Genomic DNA, 19,015 nt, shown 5'->3' with positions numbered 1-19,015 from the left:
ACGTACGCGCGTCCCTCGGGCGGGCCGAGGACGCCGCCGGGCGGGGTCAGGCCTCGGAAGCCCGGGGGCCGTCGAGCGCCGGGAGGCACACCCGGTCGCGGCCGGACGACTTCGCCCGGTAGAGCGCGAGGTCGGCCGCCGCGAGAAGCTCGATCAGGTCCTCCCCGTGGGTGTGGAAGAGCGCGACCCCGATCGACACGGTGACCGTCACCGTCCCGTCCTCCGCGGGCACCGCCAGCCGCTTCATGCGGCCCCGCAGCCGTTCGGCCACGCGGCACGCCTCAACGGTGTCGGCCCCCGGCAGCAGCACCACGAACTCCTCGCCGCCGAACCGTCCCACCACGTCGTAGTCGCGCAACTGGTGGCACAGCGTGCTCGCGACCCCCACCAGGACCTGATCGCCCACGAGGTGGCCGTGGGTGTCGTTGACCCGTTTGAAATGGTCGATGTCGATCAGCAGCACCGCCAGGCCCGCGTGCGTCCGCTGCGCCCGCGACAGCTCGGTGTCGGCTTCCCGCTGCCAGGCCGCCGCGTTCAGCAGACCGGTCTTGGCGTCCGTCCGGGCCGCCGCCTGCAACTGCTGGTGCATGAGGCTGCGCTGCAGCAGCATCACCGGGGGCAGCGCCAGCAGCAGCAACCACGGCGTGAGCGCCGCGGTCACCGCCACCAGGATGCCGACGCACAGCTCCACGACGTCCAGCAGGAGGCTCTCGCGCGTCCACAGGACGTCGCGCCAGCGCCCCTGCGGGTTCGCCGCGTGCGCCGCGATCCCGACCAGGGCCGCGTTCACCACGGTGAACAGGGCCGCGCACCCGACGGCCGCCGCCACCTCGGGGCACGCCTCCATCACCCACTGCGCGCCCGCGAGCGGGTCCGGGACGACCTGGTGGAACACGACCGACGCGCAGGCTCCCGCCAGCCCGTGCGCGGACGCCACCAGCACCCGCCGGTACACCAGCGTGCGCCGCACCCGGAACTGCAGCAGCGCCTGCAGCGGAATGGGCATCAGCAGCGCGTACACCGGCGGCAGGAGCAGCGCCACCGGCAGCCACCAGGCCGACAGCAGGTCCCGCGCCACCCCGGCCGGGATCCCCAGCCGGCGCGTCGCCTCGATGCACACCGCACCGCAGGCCACCAGCGCCCCGAAGGTCACCAGGTCGTCGGCGCGCCAGGAGGCGGTGACCAACCCCGCGGCGAGCAGCGCCACATGGACGGCGACGACCGTGGGCACGTACACCACGAGCAGGGACGGACGTCCCGTGATCGTCCTGCGCCGGGGCCTGCGGGCCAGTTCCCCACCACGGTCCTCGGCGGACGACTGCACTGCCGTCATCCTTCCCCCTTACGCGCATCACGTTGTGTAACACGATAGTTGCAAGGTGTGCGGAAGGGGCGTGAAACAGGTACCTTCGGTAGGGCACATGCGGCTGACCTTCGCGGGCATCCGCGAAATGCGCGGCCCGAATCCACCCAAAGGGGAAGGATCATGCGCGGCGTCTCCTGGATCTGAAACCTCGCGCCACCGAGTCGCCCAAGACCGTCGAACGCCCCGCCGGGCGTCGGAACCGGTCTCGCTTCCGACCGCCTCCGCCCTTTCCCGGCGCCCTCGCATGGCCCGGACCCGCGCGAGACGGAGCGGACCGAGGCGGCCCCCGACCCGCCGGACGCACGACGGCGGCACGCCCCCGGGGGTGGAGATCACCACCGCCCCGGGAATGGCCCGTGGCGTCCTTGAGCAGCCCCGGCACGGTCGCCCAGGCGGAAGAACTTTCCGGGCGCACGGAAGTCGCCGACGAGCAGGCACGCCGAGCCGCCGCAGCCCCGGGTCCGGGGCCGCGGCCGGCGCGCCCCCCGGGCCCCGGATCCGGGGCCCCTCCGGTCTCACCCCGTGGAGGGACGCCGTCACCAGGATCCTGGTGGCGCCGTGCTCGCAGACCGGCACGTCACGCATACCACCGCCACGTCCGCTGCAAGACGAAGGCCGCGCCAGCATGGACCGGTCGGCGCGATCCCCCAGCAGGTTGGCGCCGCGAGTTCGGAGCCGTCCCGGCAGAGCCGCGCGCCCGTTCATCCGGTCGATGCCCGGGCGGCGGCGACCTCGTCGGCGCGAGGTCGCGGCAGGCGGACGAGGCGCGACCACCGGTCACGCACCGCCAAACGGCCCAAGGCCGCGACCGGCGGACGCAACGCGGCCAGCGGTGATGCAAGAGCGCGACCGGCGGAGGCAGCGCGGCACCGGTCACGCGCCGCCAAGCGGCCCCAAGGCCGCGGCCGGCGGGCGCAACGCGGCCGGCGGTGGCGCGAGGGCGCGGGCGGCGGAGGCGGCGCGGGCGCCGGGGGTGGCCGTCAGGCGGCTCGGGGTTCGCGGTCCGTGAGGGTCGCTTTTCGCATGGGGGTGAATTCGGCGGTGCCCCGGGAGAGGTCGTGCCCCACGGTGGCCGCCTCGATGTCGACGGCGGTGCGCCACTGGCCGTCGCGTTCGTACTGGCGGACGCGGAGGCGGCCGGTGACGACGACCGGGGTGCCGCGGCCGATCTGTGATGCCCGGACGTTGTCGGCGAGGGCGCGCCGGCAGATCGCGGTCATGAACTGGGTCTCCTGGTCGACCCACTCGCCGGTCTCCCGGTCGTAGCGGCGGGGCGTGCAGCCGATCCGCAGCGAGAGGAAGGGGACGCCGCTCGCGGTGACCGCGTACGCGGGGTCGGCGGCGGCCCAGCCGATGACGGTCGCGTGCGCTTCGTTCATGGTCGCCTCCGGGGTTCGCGTGCTCGTTCCATCACGGTGCCGCGGTGGAGGAACGGGGTGAAGAGAAAACCGAACCTGTGGACAACCGGGAGCGCGCCGTGTTTCTGGGAGGATCGGAAGTCGAGTAAACGTTGATGTTCTTCTGAGGGGTGACCGATGGAGCCGCTGCGGCAGGGTGATCCGTGCGAGGTCGGACCGTACCGGCTGGAAGGACGGCTGGGCGGCGGCGGGATGGGACGGGTGTTCCTGGGGCGGTCCCGTGGCGGGCGCTCGGTCGCGGTGAAGGTCGTGCGACCGGAACTGGCGGACGATGCCGGGTTCCGGCGCCGGTTCGCGCTCGAGGTCGAGGCGGCCCGGCGGGTCGGCGGGTTCTACACCGCCCAGGTGGTCGACGCCGGTCCCGACGCCGACCCGCCGTGGCTGGTCACCGCCTACGTCCCCGGGCCGTCCCTGCACCAGGCGGTCTCGGCGCACGGGCCGCTGCCCCCGGAGTCGGTGGCCGTCCTGGGCGCGGGGCTGGCCGAAGGGCTCGCCGCGGTCCACGCGTGCGGCCTGGTGCACCGTGACCTCAAGCCGTCCAACGTGATCCTCGCGGACGACGGCCCCCGCATCATCGACTTCGGGATCTCCAGGGCGCTGGACGCCACGTCGCACACCCGCTCGCAGGCGGTGGTCGGCACCCCGTCGTTCATGTCGCCCGAGCAGGCCCGCGGCCGCGAGATCGGCCCGGCGAGCGACGTGTTCTCCCTCGCGTGCGTGCTCGCGTTCGCCGCCACCGGCCGCAGCCCGTTCGGGACGGGTCCGGCCGAGGCCGTCGTGTACCGCATCGTCCACGACGAACCCGACCTGGCGGGGCTGCCCGGCCACCTCGTCGGCCTCGTGCGCCGCTGCCTGGCCAAGGACCCCGGTGCCCGGCCCGACCTGGCGGACGTGCTCGACGAACTCGCCGATCCCGCCCGCGCGACGGCCCGCTGGCTCCCGCCGCCGGTCGCGACGATGGTCACCGAACGCCTCCCGGCCGTCACCGTGCCCGCGCACGACGCCGGGGAGCGGCCTTCCCGGACGTCCGCGGCACGGCCGGACGAGCGGACGGGACCCTTCGCCGGCCCCGCCGGGCCCGCGATACCGCCGCCGCGACCCGGCGGCGGACCGTTCACGGCACCGGCGCCGGCCGGCCCTCAGCGGACGACCGCGGCGGCCCAGGGCGGTGCCACCGCGATCGCCGCGACGGCACTGGCGATGCTGTGTCTCCCGGGACTGCTGGGAATGATGCTGATGGGTTTCAACCTGCTCGGTCTCTTCCCCCCGAACCCCGATCGCTTCGAAATGAGCCCGTTCACGATCATCTTCCTGCTCAACCTGGCGATCGCCGTGGCCGAGGCGGCCGGACTGGCCAGGGGCGCGTCGCTGCTCTCGCAGCGGGATGCGGCCGGAGCCCGGCTGATCGCGGTGACGGCCGGCGTCGCGGCACTGCACGGAATGTCCGGGATCGTACAGTTCTTCCTGACGGGCGGGGAGCCGGACAGCGCGGCCGCCTCCGCGATCCTCGGCGTCTTCGTCGCCGCGCCGCTGACGGCCGTCGCGGGGGTCGCCGCCACGACCACGGCGCTGCTCCCGTCCACCCGCCGCTGGTGCCTCCCCCGCCACTAGCGCGGCCGCCGCGGCGGCGGGTGGAGGGCGAGTCGGTCGGCTACCCGCCGAGGGCGACGTCGACGTCGCGGCGGAAGTCGGCGTAGGCGCGCAGGTCGGCCTCGATGGGTTCGATGACCTTCTCGCGCGCGACCCGGGCGATGCCCTCGCGCATGGCATCCTCCATCCTGTCGCCGTGCTTGGCGGACGAGAGGGCCACGAGGTTGCGGCAGGCCGAGGTGGTCAGGCGGCCCATGCCGAGGGTGCACAGGACGAGGACGGCGATGTAGGGGATCAGGCCCGCGTCGCCGAGGGGGCCGGGGGCGGCGGCGTCCATGACTCCGTAGGCGATGAGGACGGCGATCCACACGGTGCCGAGGGCCGCGACCAGCGCGAGGAAGTACTGCCAGGTCTTGACCAGCCACCACCAGCGCGGCACCTGGTTGAAGCTCGGGAGGGCGGCGCGGAGGGACTCGCCGAGGGCCTCGGGGATCTCGGCCGCGTGGGACCGGGCCGCCATCCGGACGGACCGGGCCCAGTGGACGGGCAGTTCGGCGGCGACGCCTTCCGCGACGCCGTGGAGCGCGACGTCCACGTCGCCCTGCTGGGCGCCGACGGGGCCGGTGAAGGCGCCGCGGAGCTCCTCGCGGAGCTCGGTGAGGCGCATCCGGCGGAGCGGGTCGGAGCGGAGCCGGGTGACGAGGGTGGTGACGGGCCAGTCGATGAAGTCGGCGGCGCGGAGCTCGTAGGCGCTCTCCATGGCCTCGGCGACGGCGGGGGCGCCCGCGGCGTCGCCGAACGCCTGGACGAGCTCGGCGCGGCGGCCGTCGTCGATCGTGACCGGCGGTTCGGCGTCGAGGCGGTGCTCGGCGAAGCGTTCGGCGACCCGGTCGATGTCGGTGGACAGCCGCTCGGTGCGGGCGCGGCGGGCGGCGACGGTGTCGACGAGGACCTCGCGGAAGCCCGTCACGCCGTCCTCGGCGACGGCGGACGACGTCACGATGCGGGGATCGGCGAGTCCCTCGGCCTCGAGGAGGCGGCGCAGATCGGCGACGCAGTCGTCGATCTCGCCGGGACCGAGCCGGTCGACCTGGTTGAGGACGATCAGGGTGACGCCGGTGTGCCGGGCGAACGGGACGATGTAGTTGCGGTGCAGGGACGCGTCGGCGTACTTCTGCGGGTCGACGACCCAGACGAGGAGGTCGGCGACGGTGACGAACCGGTCGACCTCGGCGCGGTGCATCGCCTGGATCGAGTCGTGGTCGGGCAGGTCGATCAGGACGAGTCCCTGCAGGGAGCCGTCGGCGCGGTCGGCGGCGCCGGCGCGGGCGAAGCGGTGCTTCTTGTCGACGTCGAGCCAGTCGAGGAGGGGGCCGGCGCCGTCGAGGCCCCAGACGCAGGCGTGCGCCTTGGACGTCATCGGGCGGCGCATGCCGGGGGGCGACAGTTCGAGGCCGCAGATGGCGTTGAACAGGGACGACTTGCCGCTGCCGGTGCCGCCCGCGAGGGTCACGACGGTGTGCTCGCCGGACAGCTTGAGCCGCTGCCCGGCGCGCTCGAGGAGGGCCCCGGCCTCGTCGAGGAGGGGCCGGTCGAGCCGTCCGGCGCCCGCCCGGACGAGCCGGTCGAGGCCGTCGAGGCGGTCGGTGAGGGCGGGGGCGGGCGCGGCGTCGGCCGGGACGGGGGCGGGGCCGGCCGGGGAGTCCACCGGCGGGTTCGCGGGGACGGCCGATGTCGTCATCGGGCAACCTCGAGGTTGTAGGTGGCCTGGTACAGCTGGACGGGAACGGTCTCGTCGGGGATGCCGGTGTTGTCGAGGACCTGCCCGAACCGGATCGCCTCCTCGTCGAACAGCATCCCGATGCGGCTGCGCAGGTCGGCGCGGGCCTTGGCGCCCATCCCGCGGAGGGACTCGGCGCCGAACAGGGCCTTGAGGAGGCGCTGCGGGACGGCGCCGCCCTCGTCGTCGCCGGTGCCGTGGCCGAGGAGCCCGACGGTCAGGACGAGGGAGACCGCCTCGGTGTCGAACGAGACCAGCTTCGCGACCGAGCGTTTCGTCACCCCCTCGGTGCGGATCAGTTCCTGCACGTGGTCCTGCCAGGCGCTGACGGCGCGGGTGACGCGGCGGGCGAGTTCCGGGGAGACGGTGCCGATCTCGGCGGCGGGGCCGGACACGACGGGGCCGCCGGCGGGATGCTCGCGCCACAGGGCGAGGACCTGCTCGGCGCCGCGTTCGGCCGCGGCGACGATCGTCGATTCGAGGCTGCTGCGCAGGGCGGCCTTGAGCGCGCGCACACGGGTGGGGCTGCGGCGGCGCCGGTTCGAGCCGCGTCCCTTGCGCGCGCGCTGGACGTGCAGGGAGCGGAGCAGGTCGCCGGTGCCGGCGAAGTCCTGCCAGCGGGCGAGCGCCTCGCCGCGCAGGAGGGAGCCGTTGCGGGTGGCCTCGTCGAGTTCGGCGAGGGCGGTGCCGTAGCCGGTCTCGACGGCGCGGGCCAGTTCGGCGCGCTGCCCGGCCTGCGCCTCGACGTGCTCGCCGATCTCGGCGACGCGGTCGCGGATGCTGTCCAGGACGGCGGCGAGGGTGTCGCCGACGACGATCTCGCGGCCGGGGGCGTCGGCGGCGACGCCGGTGAGCCACGCGCGGACGTCGGCGACGGCCTCCTCCGGCAGGCGGCTCTCCTCGATGCGGGTCTCGGGGACGGTGAACCGCCGCGCGTCGCCGAGGCCGTGCTCGTCCAGCATCTCGCCGAAGTGCTCGACGACCTCGGCGGCGCCCGAGCCCGCGGCCCCCTGCGGGACGCGCGACAGGACGACGCCGACGGTGGCGCCGTTCTCCTTCGCGCGCTCGATCATCTGCCACACCATCGCGTCGGCGTACCGGGCGGCGGTGGTGACGCACAGCCACAGGTCGGCGGCCGCCATCAGCTTGGTGGCGAACTCGTAGTGGTCCTCGAAGACGGAGTCGAAGTCGGGGCTGTCGAGGAGGGCGAGGCCGGGCGGCAGCGCGTCGCTGGCGATGACGACGAGCTGGTCGCCGGCGATCGCGTCCGGGGCGGGGCCGCGGACGCGTCCCATGCCGGGCAGCAGCGGCCCTTCCAGGAACCAGTCGGCGTGGTCGGGGTGGCACACCAGGATGGGGCTGCTGGTGGTGGGCCGGAGCACGCCGGTGGCGCTGACGCGGGCCCCGACGAGCGTGTTGACCAGCGTCGACTTGCCCGCGCCGGTCGATCCGCCGAGGACGACCAGCAGCGGGGCCCCGGCGGCCTGGATGCGCGGGAGGACGTAGTCCTCGATCTGGGCGCGCAGCTCGTCGCGGAGCTCCTTCGCCTCGGCGGCGCCGGGCAGGTCGAGGACGAACTCGAACGCGCCGAGCCGCTCGCGGAGGGCGGTCAGCGCCTGGATCAGCTCGCCCTGCCGGACGGTTCCGGCGCCGTCGCGGGGGTCGCGCCGCGCGGGCCGCTCGGCGGCCCCGCGGTCCTCGGCGGGCTCGGCGCCCTCGGCGGGCTCGCCGTCCTTGTCGCCTTCGTCGTCGGTGCGCGCGTGCCTGCCCTTGGCCCTGCCCTTCTCCTGCTCGGTCGTCTCGTCCTCGGGGGCGCTCGCGGGGGCGGCGTCCGGCTCGTCCCGGACGGCGGACGACGTCCGCCGCGCGGACGCCTCGGGGTCCCGTCCGCCGGGTCCCGGGCCGGTGCCCGCCTCCTCGTCGTGAACCGCGCTCTGCTCTGCGGGGGGTGTCACGGATCCCGTCCCATGTCGGCTGGAATGTCGGCTCGTTCGTCGGCTCGGAGCATGTCGATCTCGCGCCCCACGGCCACCACGTCGCCCACCACGACGATCGCCGGGGGCCGGACGCCCGCGGCCGCCATCGCGTCCGCGACCGTGCCGAGGGTGGCCGTGACGGTCCGCTGGGCGGGCCGGGTACCGTCCTGGATCACGGCGACCGGCGTGTCGGACGACCGACCATAGCGCACGAGGGTCCCGGCGATGAGCGGCATCCGCTCGACCGCCATGAGCAGGACGAGCGTGCCGTGGGCGCGGCCGAGCGCCGCCCAGTCGACCGTGGAGTCGGGGTGGTCCGGCGGGACGTGCGCGGAGACCACGTGGAACTCCTGCGCGACGCCGCGGTGGGTGACCGGGATGCCCGCGGCCGAGGGCACGGCGACGGCGCTGGTGATGCCGGGGACGACCGTCACCGGGACGCCGTGGCGGGCGCAGTGCAGCGCCTCCTCGCCGCCGCGCCCGAACACGAACGGGTCGCCGCCCTTGAGCCGGACGACGAACCGGCCGCGTTTCGCCTGCTCGACGAGGTGGTCGTTGATGGCCTCCTGGGTGACCGTGCGTCCGTAGGGGATCTTCGCGGCGTCGATGACCTCGACGTCGTCGGGCAGCTCGTCCAGCAGTTCGGCGGGGGCGAGCCGGTCGGTGACGACGACGTCGGCCATGGCGAGGAGCTGCCGGCCGCGGACGGTGATCAGCCCGGGGTCGCCGGGGCCGCCGCCGACGAGCGCCACACCCGCCGGTTTCGTGCGGGACTCCCGCGACTCGAGGGCGCCGTCGCGCAGGCCGTCCACGACGGCGTCGCGGATGCCGGCGGCGCGCCGCGGGTCGCCGCCGAGCAGCACCCCGACCGTCGCGTCCCCGGCGCGGCCGCTCGCGGGCGTCCAGGCGGGGGACGACTCGGCGTCGTCGGCCCGCACGGACCAGATCCGGGCGGCCTCGGCCTCGGCGACGACCTCGCCGTTGACCTTGGCGTCGTCGGTGACGGCCTGGACGAGCCAGGCGTCCGCGCAGTCGCCGGGGGCGTAGGGACGGCGGTGCCAGACGACCCGGCCGTCGTCGATCAGCGCCTCCAGGGACGCGGTCACCTCGGGGGCGATCAGCACGACCTCGGCGCCGGCCGCCAGCAGCGCGGGCACGCGCCGCTGGGCGACCCGTCCGCCGCCGACGACGACGACGCGTCGCCCGGCGAGTCGCAGACCTAGCAGGTACGGGGGCACTCGGGAAATCTCTCGCTCGTACGGTTGACTTGCGGGCGCCGGTGACCGACAAGTTCCTTCGTTCGACAACGTTACTCGGCTTGGGGAGTCCATGGAGAGGGGCTCCGGCGAGTCGATAGCCGAGCGTGACTCAGCCCGTGATCGTGTCGTTACGGCGCCGTGTCCTTGCCGCTGACGCCCGCGGAATCGAACGTGGCGACCTCGTGCAGCACCCGGACCGCGCCCTGGACGAGCGGCAGCGCGAGCAGGGCGCCGGTCCCCTCGCCGAGCCGCAGCTCCAGGTCGACGAGCGGGCGCAGGCCCAGCCGGTCGAGGGCGGCGGCGTGCCCGGGCTCGGCGGAGCGGTGCCCGGCGACGCAGGCGTGCGGGGCGTCCGGGCACAGCTCGGCCGCGGCGAGCGCGGCGGCCCCGGCGATCACGCCGTCGAGGACGACGGGGACGCGCAGCGCGGCGGCGCCGAGGACGAACCCGGCGAGCGCGGCGTGCTCGAGGCCGCCCACCGCGGCCAGCACGTCCAGCGGGTCCCGGTCGCGGGGGGCGTCCAGGAGGCCGTGCCGGACGAGCGCCGTGCGGACGATCTCGACCTTGCGGGCGTGCGTGGCGTCGTCGACGCCCGTCCCCCGGCCGGTGACGCGCTCGGGCGGCAGGCCGGTGAACGCGGCGATCAGCGCGGCGGACGCGGTGGTGTTCGCGATGCCCATGTCGCCGGTGACCAGGCAGCGGGCGCCCGCCGCCACGAGCTCGCGGGCCACCTCGATGCCGGTCTCGACGGCGCGGCGCGCCTGCCCGGCGGTCATCGCCGGGCCCCGCGTCATGTCGGCGGTGCCGTGGGCGATCTTGCGGCGGAGCAGCCCGGGGGCGGCGTCCAGGTCGGCGGCGACGCCGACGTCCACGACGCTGACCTCGGCGCCGACCTGCCCGGCGAACGCGTTGACGACCGCGCCGCCCGCGAGGAAGTTCGCCACCATCTGGGCGGTGACCTCCTGCGGCCAGGGGGTGACGCCCTGCGCGTGGACGCCGTGGTCGGCGGCGAACACCGCGACGGCGGCGGGTTCGGGCAGCGGCGGCGGGCAGTGCCCGGCGAGCCCGGCGAGCCGGACCGACACCTCCTCCAGCACGCCGAGGGACCCGGGCGGCTTGGTGAGGCGGGCCTGGTGCTCGCGGGCGTCGCGGATCGCGGCCTCGTCCGGCGGCGCGATCGCGGCGACCGTCTGCTCGATCATGTCCACGGCGTCCTTCCCGGGCAGCGCGCGCCGCCCGTACTCCTCCTGGTGCACGGCCCACGCGAGGGGCCGACGGCGCGCCCAGCCGGTGAGGTCGAGGACGGGCGCGGGCGGGAACCCGGTCACGTGCCCGACGCACAGGTAGGCGACGATCTCGACGTCGGGGGGCAGGCCGAGTTCGGCGGCCAGTTCGCGTTCGTCGAAGAAGCTGACCCATCCGGCGGCGAGCCCTTCGGCGCGGGCCGCCAGCCAGAGGTTCTCGACGGCGCAGGCCACCGAGTACTCGGCGGTGCGCGGCTGGACGTGGCGGCCGAGCGGGTTGCGGCCGCCGCGCGTGGGGTCGCAGGTGACGACGATGTTCACCGGGGCCTCGCGGATGGCCTCGATCTTGAGCCCGTCGAAGCGGGCGGCGCGCGCGGGCGGCAGCGTGGCCGCGTAGCCGTCGCGCTGGCGTCCGGCCAGGGCGCGGATGCGTTCGCGTTTGGCGGCGTCCCGGATGATGAGGAAGTCCCAGGGCTGGGTCAGCCCGACGGACGGCGCCCGGTGCGCGGCCTCGAGGACGCGGGCGAGGACGTCGTCGTCGATGGGGTCGGGCAGGAAGCCGTCCCGGACGTCGCGTCGTTCGGCGATGGCGCGGTAGACGGCCCGGCGCTCGTCCGGTGCGAAAGCGTGCACGGGGCCGCTCCGTTCGGGGTTGTCAGATGCCGAGCTCACCCATGACCTCCAGAAGCGCGTCGTTGGACGTGCGGTCGCGGACGGCGATGCGGAGCCAGTCGGGGCCGAGCCCGGGGAACGTGTCGCCGCGCCTGACCGCGTAGCCGCGTTGCCGTAGCAGTGCCCGGATGCCGAGTGCGTCCGGGATGCGAACGCAAAGGAACGACGCGCGCGCGCCGGGAACGACGTACAGGCCCCGGCCGGTGAGTTCGGCGGCCAGCCGGTCCCGTTCGGTTCCCAGCTCGACGGCCCATTTCTCGGCCTCCGCGACGGCCTCGGGCGCCGAGCATTCCTCGACGGCGACGAGCGCGGGCGTGGACACGGCCCACAGCGGCTGCGCCTCCGCGAGCCGGGCGACGAGGCCGGGCGCGGCCAGCACGTATCCGGCGCGGAGCCCGGCCAGGCCCCACGTCTTGGTGAGCGACCGGATCACGACGACCCCGGCGGGCAGCCGCGCGGCGAGCGACTCGGGCTCGCCGGGCACGCAGTCCATGAACGCCTCGTCCACCACGACCGTCCGGCCGGGGCGGGCGAGCGCCGCGACCGCCGCGGCCGGATGCAGCACCGACGTCGGGTTCGTCGGGTTCCCGATCACGACGAGGTCGGCGCCGTCCGGCACCGCCGCGGGATCGAGCACGAAGTCCGCGCCGAGCACGGCGCGCTCGACGTCGTGACCGGCCGCCCGCAGCGCGGCCTCCGGCTCGGTGAACTGCGGGTGCACCACGACGGCCCGCTCCGGCTCGAGCACCCGCGCGAGCAGCACGAACGCCTCGGCGGCGCCGGCCGTGAGCAGCACCTCCTCGACCGAGCGGCCGTGCCGCCGGGCCACCGCGCGGCGGGCCGCCCGCTGATCGGGGTAGGCGGCCAGGTCGGCGACCGACGCCCGGATCCGGTCGGCGAGCCAGGCGGGCGGCATGCCGGTCCGCACGTTGACGGCAAAGTCGGCGAGGCCGTCGCCGATCTCGGCGTCCCCGTGGTGCCGCAGGTCGATCTCGCGTCCGGTCATGCCCGCGGTCACCGTCCCTGCTCGTGGTACAGCAGGGCGTTGACGGCCGCCGCGGCGACCGCGGAGCCGCCCTTCTCGGACACGTTGCTGAGCTGCGGCAGGCCGCTGGCGCGCAGCGCCTCCTTGGCCTCGGCGGCGCCGACGAACCCGACCGGGACGCCGATGACCAGCGCCGGGGCGACCCGCCGGTCGATGATCTCGAAGATCGCCTCGGGCGCCGACCCGACGACCCACACCGCGCCGGGCCCCACGTCGGCGTACGCGAGCCGGACGGCGGCGGCCGGACGCGCGATGCCGGCGGCCCGCGACATCCGCGCGGCGGCCGGGTCGGCGGCGTGGCAGACGGTCTCCCGCGCGGTGATCCCGGCGGCGACCATGTTCTCGTCGGTCACGATGGGCGCGCCGGCGTGCAGCGCGGCCCAGCCCCGCCGGAGGGACTCCTCCTCGGTCACCAGGTCGACCGCGTACTCCAGGTCGGCGGTGGCGTGGATGACCCGCTCGGCGACGGCCCGCCACAGCGGCGGCATCGGGGACAGGTCGACGCGGGACCGCAGGATCTCATACGACCGGATCTCCACCGGATGCGGCTGGCGTACGCTCACAGGAGCCTCCTGCTGGGTCACGGGCAATCCTCGCTGTCGCCGTCCCCGGGCGCGTGCCGCTCCGGGAGGAGGTACAAGGGTTTCACGGCTTCTGCACCGTCATGCCGGGATAGGGGCATGACGCCCGGGTCGGCACGGTCCGCCGGGAGGGCCGCCGGGAGGGCCGCCGGGAGGGCCGCCGCCAGGGCGGCGGTCGCGCGGGCGGACGCGCGCTTGGGCACCGCGAGACGGACGGGCGGGCCGCACAGCGTGCGGGCGGCGTGCAGGGCGGCGGCCTCGGCGACGCTCGCCGTGCCCGTCCGCGACCGCGCGACGTCGGACGGGTTGGGCACCTCGACCTGCGCCAGCACGGGCACAGGGTAGGCGACGACCGGCAGGCCGCGGGCCCCCGCGGCGGCGCGGACGGCGGGCTCGGCGGCCCGCCCCTCGGCGGTCGCCGCGCACCAGACGGCGTCCGGGCGCACGCCCGCCTCCCGCAGGACGGCGTCCAGCAGCGCGCCGACCTCGCCCGCTCCGGCCGCCGCGGACACGCCGACACCGATCACCGCGACGTGCGTCACAGCGGCGGCGTCCTCTCGACCGGGCGGCCCGGTGCGGGGGCCGGCCGGACCGGTTCGGGGACGGCGCGGCGGGCCCACACGAGGGCGGCGGGCGGGTGCGGCGCCCGCGCCGGCACGAGCGGCGTCACCCCGAACGCGGCGGCTCGGGCCGCGAAGCCCGCCTCGGCGAGGACGTCCGCGATCTCCGGGACGCGGCTCTCGTCCGCCGTCGCGACGAACCGGTCCAGGGTCCGGGCGGCGCAGGCCCGGACGGTCGCGGGTTCCGCGCCGGCCAGGAAGATCGCGTCCGGGTCCGGGAGGTGGCCGAGGACGGACGGGAGCGCGCCCCGCGACACCGCGACGCGCACCCGGCGGGCGCGGACGGCCGCGCGGATCCGCGCGCAGGACGCCGCGTCCGGCCCCACGGCGATCGCGGCCGCGCCGAACCGGGCGCACTCGGCCGCGACCGACCCGTCGCCGGACCCGAGGTCCCACACCAGGTCGCCCGTGCGCGGGCCGAGCCGGGCGAGGACGAACGCCCTGGTCTCGGGCGCGAGCGCCGCGCCGTCGAAGCCGTCCAGGGCCCAGCCGTCCGGGCCGGGCGGATGCGCGGTCCAGCCGGGCCCGTCCGGTGGGCGGCGCTCGTCCAGGACGAGCACGACCTGCGGGGCGTTCCAGGGGCGTGTGGTCGCCTCGGCCGGACGGACGCGCACCACGCGTTCGTCCGGCCCGTCGAGGTCCTCGCAGACGACGAACGTGCGCGGGGTCTGCGGGAACAGCGCGCGCGCCAGTTCCGCTGGACCCGCGCCGGGAGCGGTCAGCACCGCGACCTTCGGATGGGCTCGGCACGCGTTCACCGCACGGCGCAGCTCGTGCGCCGACACGATCAACGCGTCCTCCCAGGGCAAACCGGCGCGCGCGCACGCGCGGACCGCGAGGGATCCGTCCATGCCTATCGCGCCATGCGCCCGAACATGCCGACCATGCGCTCGCCGGCGGCGTCCACCAGCACCACCTGGGCGGCCACGGACCCGGCCCGGCGCTCCAGCTCGCCCGCGGTGCGGCGGCACAGCTCGCGCCCGCACGGGCCGAGCCGTCCGGCGGACTCCCACAGCGCGTAGGCGCGCTCCGGGTCGGCGGCGGCGTCGGCCGCGGCGACCTCGGCCGCCAGCGCGTCCCCGCCCGCCGCGCCGCCCGCCATGGCGGCGGTGATCTCGCCCAGCACCGGCCCGACGATGGCGGCCTGGTCGGCCATCCCGGCGACGAGGACGACCTGCCGGAGCCCGCGCCCGGCGGCCTCCCCCAGCGCGTCCAGGTCGACCGGCGCGAAGCAGCCGTCGGGCAGCTTCGGCAGCATCCTGCGCGCCGCGCCCTCCGCGCCGCCGCCGTACATCACCAGCGTCTCTTCGATCATGCTCGTCCCTCCCCGTCGTGGGCGACGAGCCTCCCGGAGGGACGGTCCGCGGACGGGCGCGGCGCGCCGGGTGGCGGCGGATCGATCAGCACGTCGGGGCGCGCCGCGGCGACGCCGCGCGCCGCGTCCCGGAAGGCGGCCGGGTCGTCGAGCGCGAACGCGCCGGCCCGGGCGGGGCCGTCCAGGGCGGCGAGCACGGCGGCGGCGGGGTCGCCGTCCACCCGCCGGAGCCGGGTCGTGTGCGCGCGCACGGGGGCCTCGGGCGCGTCGGCGACGAGCACGGCGTCGGCCTCGTGCAGCAGCCGCAGGGCCCGGACGGTGACCAGTTCGGGATCGCCCGGGCCGACGTCCACGGGCACGAGCCGCGCGGGGCGGTCGTCCCGCACGTCGGGCGCGATGCGGCTGAACACGAACATGTCCTGGTTGACGCCGCCGTGGCGCTCGGCGCCGCGCGCGCGTCCCTCCCGCCAGAACCGGGCCTTCTCCGCCACCCGGATGGACGCCTTGTTGCCCGTGAGGGCGCGCAGCTCCACCCGGTACAGGCCGCAGTCTCGCAGCGCCCAGTCCGACACCAGGCGGAGCGCCTCGGTCGCGTACCCGTTCCCGCGCGCGCCGGGCCGCATCCCGTACCCGACCTCGCACGTGCCCTGCGACCATTCGACCCGGAACAGCCCGATCGTCCCGAGGAGCCCGCCGTCCGCGCCGGTGATCGCGAGATGGATGCCGAGGCCGTACTGCTGCACCTTGTGGACGCCCTCGCGCAGGAACCACGCGAGCATCTCGGCGTTCAGTTCGGTGGGGAAGTTGGGCGGGAGCCAGTCCTCCCGGGCGCGGATCACCTCGATGATGTCCGCCGCGTCGTCCAGGCCGAACGGGCGCAGGACGGTCCGCTCCCCCTCCAGCCGCACGTTCCCCTCGAAGGCGTTCAACCGCGCTCCCTACCGCAGGCGTAGGCGAATCTCCTCGCGAACCAGGGCGAACCGGCCCAGTGCAGGTGGAGGTAGGACGCGACACAGTCGCCCTGCACGAACCCCGCCGGGCCGGACGTGGACCACTGCCAGGCCGCCGTGTCCCCGTGCGCGGGGTCCGTCACCGTGCGGTGGAACTCGTGACCGCGCACCCGCTCGCCCGCCCGGGCGACGACGGAGTCGGCCACCGCCACGGCGGCACGATAGCCCAGCGTCAGGCGCGGGGCCATGGCCGCTTTCACACCGTCCAAGACGCCGCACATCGGCGCACCGTCCAGCTCCTGCGCAAGGTAGAGGAGCCCCGCGCACTCGGCGTAGACCGGACGGCCCGCACCGGCGAACGCGGCCAGCTCCGCCCGCAGCCGCTCGTTCGCGGCCAGCTCCGCCGCGTACACCTCGGGGAACCCGCCCCCGACGACGACGCCGCGCGTCCCCTCGGGCAGCGACTCGTCCCGCAGCGGGTCGAACCGGACGACCTCCGCGCCCGCGGCCGCCAGCAGCTCCTCGTTCTCCGCGTACCCGAACGTGAACGCCGCGCCCCCGGCCACCGCGACGCGCGGCCGTCCCCGGACCTCGCCGCCGGCCTCCGCGGCGGCGTCCCAGGGCTCCGCCCGCAGCGGCGGGGCCGACCGCGCGAGCGCCCGCAGGGCCTCCAGGTCGCACGACGCCGCGACCAGCCCCCCGAGCCGCCGCACGCTCGCGACCGCGTCGGCGTCCCGCTCCGCCGCCGGGACCAGCCCGAGGTGCCGGGACGGCGTCGCCGCGTCCGGGTGCCGCCGCAGCGCCCCGAGCACCGGCACGCCCAGATCGTCCAGCGCGTCCCGGCACATCGCCTCGTGCGCGTCCGAGCCGAGCCGGTTGAGGATCACGCCCTCGACCCGCGCCGGCCCGAACGACCGGAAGCCGTGGACGAGCGCCGCGACGGACCGCCCGGCCGCCGCCGATGCGTCCACGACGAGCACCACCGGGGCGTCCAGCAGCGCCGCCGCGTGCGCGGTCGACGCGAAGTCGCCGCCGCCGAAGTCGCCGCCGCCCGTCCGCCCGTCGTACAGGCCCATCACGCCCTCGACGATCGCGAGGTCGGCGCCCGCCGCCCCGTGCAGGAACAGCGGGACGACCCGCTCCTCCCCTGCGAGCCACGGGTCCAGGTTCCGCCCCGGCCGGCCGGTGGCCAGCGCGTGGTAGCCGGGATCGATGTAGTCGGGCCCCACCTTGTGGGGCGAGACGGCCGCGCCCCGGCCCGCGAACGCCGCCATCAGCCCCGTCGCGACGGTCGTCTTGCCGCTCCCGGACGCCGGCGCCGCGATCACCAGCCGCGGAACGTTCACCACTCGATGCCCTTCTGCCCCTTCTGCCCGCGATCCATCGGATGCCGCACCTTGCCCATCTCCGTCACCAGATCGGCGAACTCGACCAGCCGCGGGTCGGCGTCCCGCCCGGTGATCACCACGTGCTGGTTGCCGGGCCGCTCGCGGAGCGCCTCCACGACGTCGTCGACGTCCACCCATCCCCACTTCATCGGGTAGGTGAACTCGTCCAGCACGTAAAGGCGGTACGTCTCGGCCCGCAGATCCCGTTTGATCTGCTCCCAGCCCTCGCGCGCGTCCGCCGCGTGGTCCTCCTCGCTGCCCGGCCGCTGGATCCACGACCAGCCCTCGCCCATCTTGTGCCACGCGACCGGGCCGCCCTCGCCCGTCTCCCCGTGCAGCCGCCCGAGCGCGAGCAGCGCGTTCTCCTCACCGATGCGCCACTTCGCGGACTTGACGAACTGGAACACCCCGATGGGCCACCCCTGGTTCCACGCCCGCAGCGCCAGGCCGAACGCCGCCGTCGACTTTCCCTTGCCGGGGCCCGTATGCACCATCACCAGCGGCTGATTGCGCCGCTGCCTCGTCGTCAGCCCGTCCTCCGGCACGTACTCCGGCTTCCCCTGCGGCATCCTCGATCCCCTTCCACATCGTCGAACCGGGCGGACCCGGTCGTTTGAGCCTTGGCAGGCGCGCCCCCGAGGCGTTGCCCCTCCTCCGGACGTCGATCGCCCCTGCTCCGCGCCGGAGAAGACCCTCCCGGCGCTCCAACGGCAGGCCGACCGCGCCCGGCAGAACCGTTCGGTGACGACCGGACCGGATCAGGCGGCCCGTGCGCCGCGGACCAGGCCCGCCAGGGAGTCGGCGGCGAGGTCGTCCAGGCGGACGACCTCGGCGGCGAGGCGCGCGCCCAGCGCGGCGGCCAGGCCCAGCCGGACGGGGCCGGACTCGCAGTCGACCACCACGGAGGCGACGCCCGACAGGCGCGCCGCCGCGGCCGCCGGATCGGGACCGTGGGTGGCGCGGCCGTCGGTGACCACCACCAGGAGCGGGCGGCGGGCCGGGTCGCGGAGCCGCTCCACGCGCAGGACGTCCGCCGCGCGCAGCAGCCCCGCCGACAGCGGGGTCCGCCCGCCGGTGGGGAGCCGTTCGAGGCGGCGCGCCCCGGCCTCGACCGACGAGGTCGGCGGCAGCGCGAGCGCGGCCTCCCGGCCGCGGAACGTGATGAGGCCGACCTTGTCGCGGCGCTGGTAGGCGTCCAGCAGAAGGCTCAGGACGGCGCCCTTCACCGCGCGCATCCGTGCGCGCGCGGCCATCGAGCCGCTGGCGTCGACGACGAACAGGACGAGGTTGCCCTCACGTCCGTCCCGGACGGTCTCGCGCAGATCCCCCGGCCGGACGATCAGGCCCGTGCCGTTCCGTCCGCGCACGCTCTGGTGCGGGGCCGCCGCGCGCAGCGTCGCGGTCAAGTGCAGCCCGCGCGCGCCCGGACGCGCACCCGAGACCCGTCCGTACGGGCTGCGGGCCTTGGAGCGGCGCCCCGGCGCGCCCGCGCCGACGCCGGGAACGGTGAACAGGCGCGGCTTGTAGGCGGCGTCCGCCGGTGCCGGCTCGCTCTCGGCGGGTGCGCCCCCGTCGCGTGCGCCGTCGCCGGACGGCTCCGGTGCCGCGCCGTTCGTCCCGGGGGCCTCCGCGGGCCCGTCCGGACGTGCGCCGCCGGCGGGCCCGCCGTCGTCGGGGCCCTCGCCGCCGGGACCGCCGTCGGGGCCGCCGTCGCCGCGGCCGCCGGCGGGTCCGTGGCCGGGGCCGTCCGGGCGGCCGTCGTGGTCCGGGTCGTCCCACGCCTCGGGGCCGGGCGCACCCTCCGGGGGCTC

General features: G+C 76.1%; 16 protein-coding genes. 1 reads left to right on the top strand and 15 read right to left on the bottom strand.

The window, feature by feature from the left end; translation table 11 throughout:
- Positions 1-46: 46 nt before the first annotated feature.
- Together ACFQ11_RS20290 and ACFQ11_RS20285 are read right to left on the bottom strand one after the other, a co-directional pair.
- Entirely contained in the window at positions 47-1,333 is a 1,287-nt protein-coding gene (locus tag ACFQ11_RS20290) for a GGDEF domain-containing protein (protein WP_378300847.1), read from the bottom strand.
- A 1,013-nt stretch (positions 1,334-2,346) separates the two neighbouring features.
- Complete coding sequence (locus ACFQ11_RS20285) at positions 2,347-2,745, bottom strand: single-stranded DNA-binding protein (RefSeq protein WP_378300846.1); 399 nt, start codon at positions 2,743-2,745, stop codon at positions 2,347-2,349.
- 156 nt (positions 2,746-2,901) lie between these two features.
- Here ACFQ11_RS20285 and ACFQ11_RS20280 point away from each other — a divergent pair, with 156 nt between their 5' ends.
- Positions 2,902-4,395 (top strand): serine/threonine-protein kinase, encoded by a 1,494-nt coding sequence (locus ACFQ11_RS20280; RefSeq protein ID WP_378300845.1) that lies wholly within the window; start codon positions 2,902-2,904, stop codon positions 4,393-4,395.
- Positions 4,396-4,435: 40 nt separating this feature from the next.
- Here the strand turns inward: ACFQ11_RS20280 and ACFQ11_RS20275 are convergent, their stop codons facing one another.
- The 13 genes from ACFQ11_RS20275 to ACFQ11_RS20215 form a co-directional block, all read right to left on the bottom strand.
- Complete coding sequence (locus ACFQ11_RS20275) at positions 4,436-6,115, bottom strand: P-loop NTPase family protein (RefSeq protein WP_378300844.1); 1,680 nt, start codon at positions 6,113-6,115, stop codon at positions 4,436-4,438.
- A complete protein-coding gene (locus tag ACFQ11_RS20270) occupies positions 6,112-8,109 on the bottom strand; it encodes a GTPase family protein (RefSeq protein ID WP_378300842.1) in 1,998 nt (665 codons plus the stop codon). The genes ACFQ11_RS20275 and ACFQ11_RS20270 overlap by 4 nt, the downstream gene beginning before the upstream one ends.
- On the bottom strand, positions 8,106-9,368 hold the full coding sequence (gene cobA / locus ACFQ11_RS20265; RefSeq protein WP_378300840.1) for a uroporphyrinogen-III C-methyltransferase: 1,263 nt from the start codon (positions 9,366-9,368) through the stop codon (positions 8,106-8,108). The genes ACFQ11_RS20270 and cobA overlap by 4 nt, the downstream gene beginning before the upstream one ends.
- 149 nt (positions 9,369-9,517) lie before the next feature.
- Positions 9,518-11,266, bottom strand: a complete 1,749-nt coding sequence (gene cobT / locus ACFQ11_RS20260; RefSeq protein WP_378300837.1) for a nicotinate-nucleotide--dimethylbenzimidazole phosphoribosyltransferase — start codon at positions 11,264-11,266, stop codon at positions 9,518-9,520.
- A gap of 22 nt (positions 11,267-11,288) precedes the next feature.
- Entirely contained in the window at positions 11,289-12,311 is a 1,023-nt protein-coding gene (gene cobC, locus ACFQ11_RS20255; protein WP_378300835.1) for an Rv2231c family pyridoxal phosphate-dependent protein CobC, read from the bottom strand.
- A gap of 8 nt (positions 12,312-12,319) precedes the next feature.
- The gene (locus ACFQ11_RS20250; RefSeq protein ID WP_378300833.1) at positions 12,320-12,913 is read right to left on the bottom strand and encodes a precorrin-8X methylmutase; all 594 of its coding nucleotides are present in this window, start codon (positions 12,911-12,913) and stop codon (positions 12,320-12,322) included.
- A 17-nt stretch (positions 12,914-12,930) separates the two neighbouring features.
- Positions 12,931-13,473, bottom strand: a complete 543-nt coding sequence (locus ACFQ11_RS20245) for a cobalamin biosynthesis protein (protein WP_378300831.1) — start codon at positions 13,471-13,473, stop codon at positions 12,931-12,933.
- The gene (locus ACFQ11_RS20240; protein ID WP_378300829.1) at positions 13,470-14,402 is read right to left on the bottom strand and encodes a hypothetical protein; all 933 of its coding nucleotides are present in this window, start codon (positions 14,400-14,402) and stop codon (positions 13,470-13,472) included. Before ACFQ11_RS20240 ends, ACFQ11_RS20245 begins: the two co-directional genes overlap by 4 nt.
- Positions 14,403-14,404: 2 nt before the next feature.
- Entirely contained in the window at positions 14,405-14,866 is a 462-nt protein-coding gene (locus tag ACFQ11_RS20235; RefSeq protein WP_378300827.1) for a hypothetical protein, read from the bottom strand.
- The gene (locus tag ACFQ11_RS20230; protein ID WP_378300824.1) at positions 14,863-15,795 is read right to left on the bottom strand and encodes a GNAT family N-acetyltransferase; all 933 of its coding nucleotides are present in this window, start codon (positions 15,793-15,795) and stop codon (positions 14,863-14,865) included. Before ACFQ11_RS20230 ends, ACFQ11_RS20235 begins: the two co-directional genes overlap by 4 nt.
- Positions 15,792-17,147, bottom strand: a complete 1,356-nt coding sequence (locus ACFQ11_RS20225; RefSeq protein ID WP_378300916.1) for a cobyrinate a,c-diamide synthase — start codon at positions 17,145-17,147, stop codon at positions 15,792-15,794. Before ACFQ11_RS20225 ends, ACFQ11_RS20230 begins: the two co-directional genes overlap by 4 nt.
- A gap of 11 nt (positions 17,148-17,158) precedes the next feature.
- Positions 17,159-17,773, bottom strand: coding sequence for a cob(I)yrinic acid a,c-diamide adenosyltransferase (cobO, locus tag ACFQ11_RS20220; RefSeq protein WP_378300822.1), 615 nt, complete (start codon positions 17,771-17,773; stop codon positions 17,159-17,161).
- A gap of 189 nt (positions 17,774-17,962) precedes the next feature.
- Positions 17,963-19,015: vWA domain-containing protein (locus ACFQ11_RS20215; protein WP_378300820.1), on the bottom strand; the 1,053-nt coding region annotated here is incomplete at its 5' end.

It is taken from the genome of Actinomadura sediminis, from assembly GCF_042675525.1.
Taxonomy (GTDB): Bacteria; Actinomycetota; Actinomycetes; order Streptosporangiales; family Streptosporangiaceae; genus Spirillospora; species Spirillospora sediminis.
The sequence above is the reverse complement of the archived record's forward strand: the minus strand, read 5'-3'. Positions and strand labels throughout refer to the sequence as shown.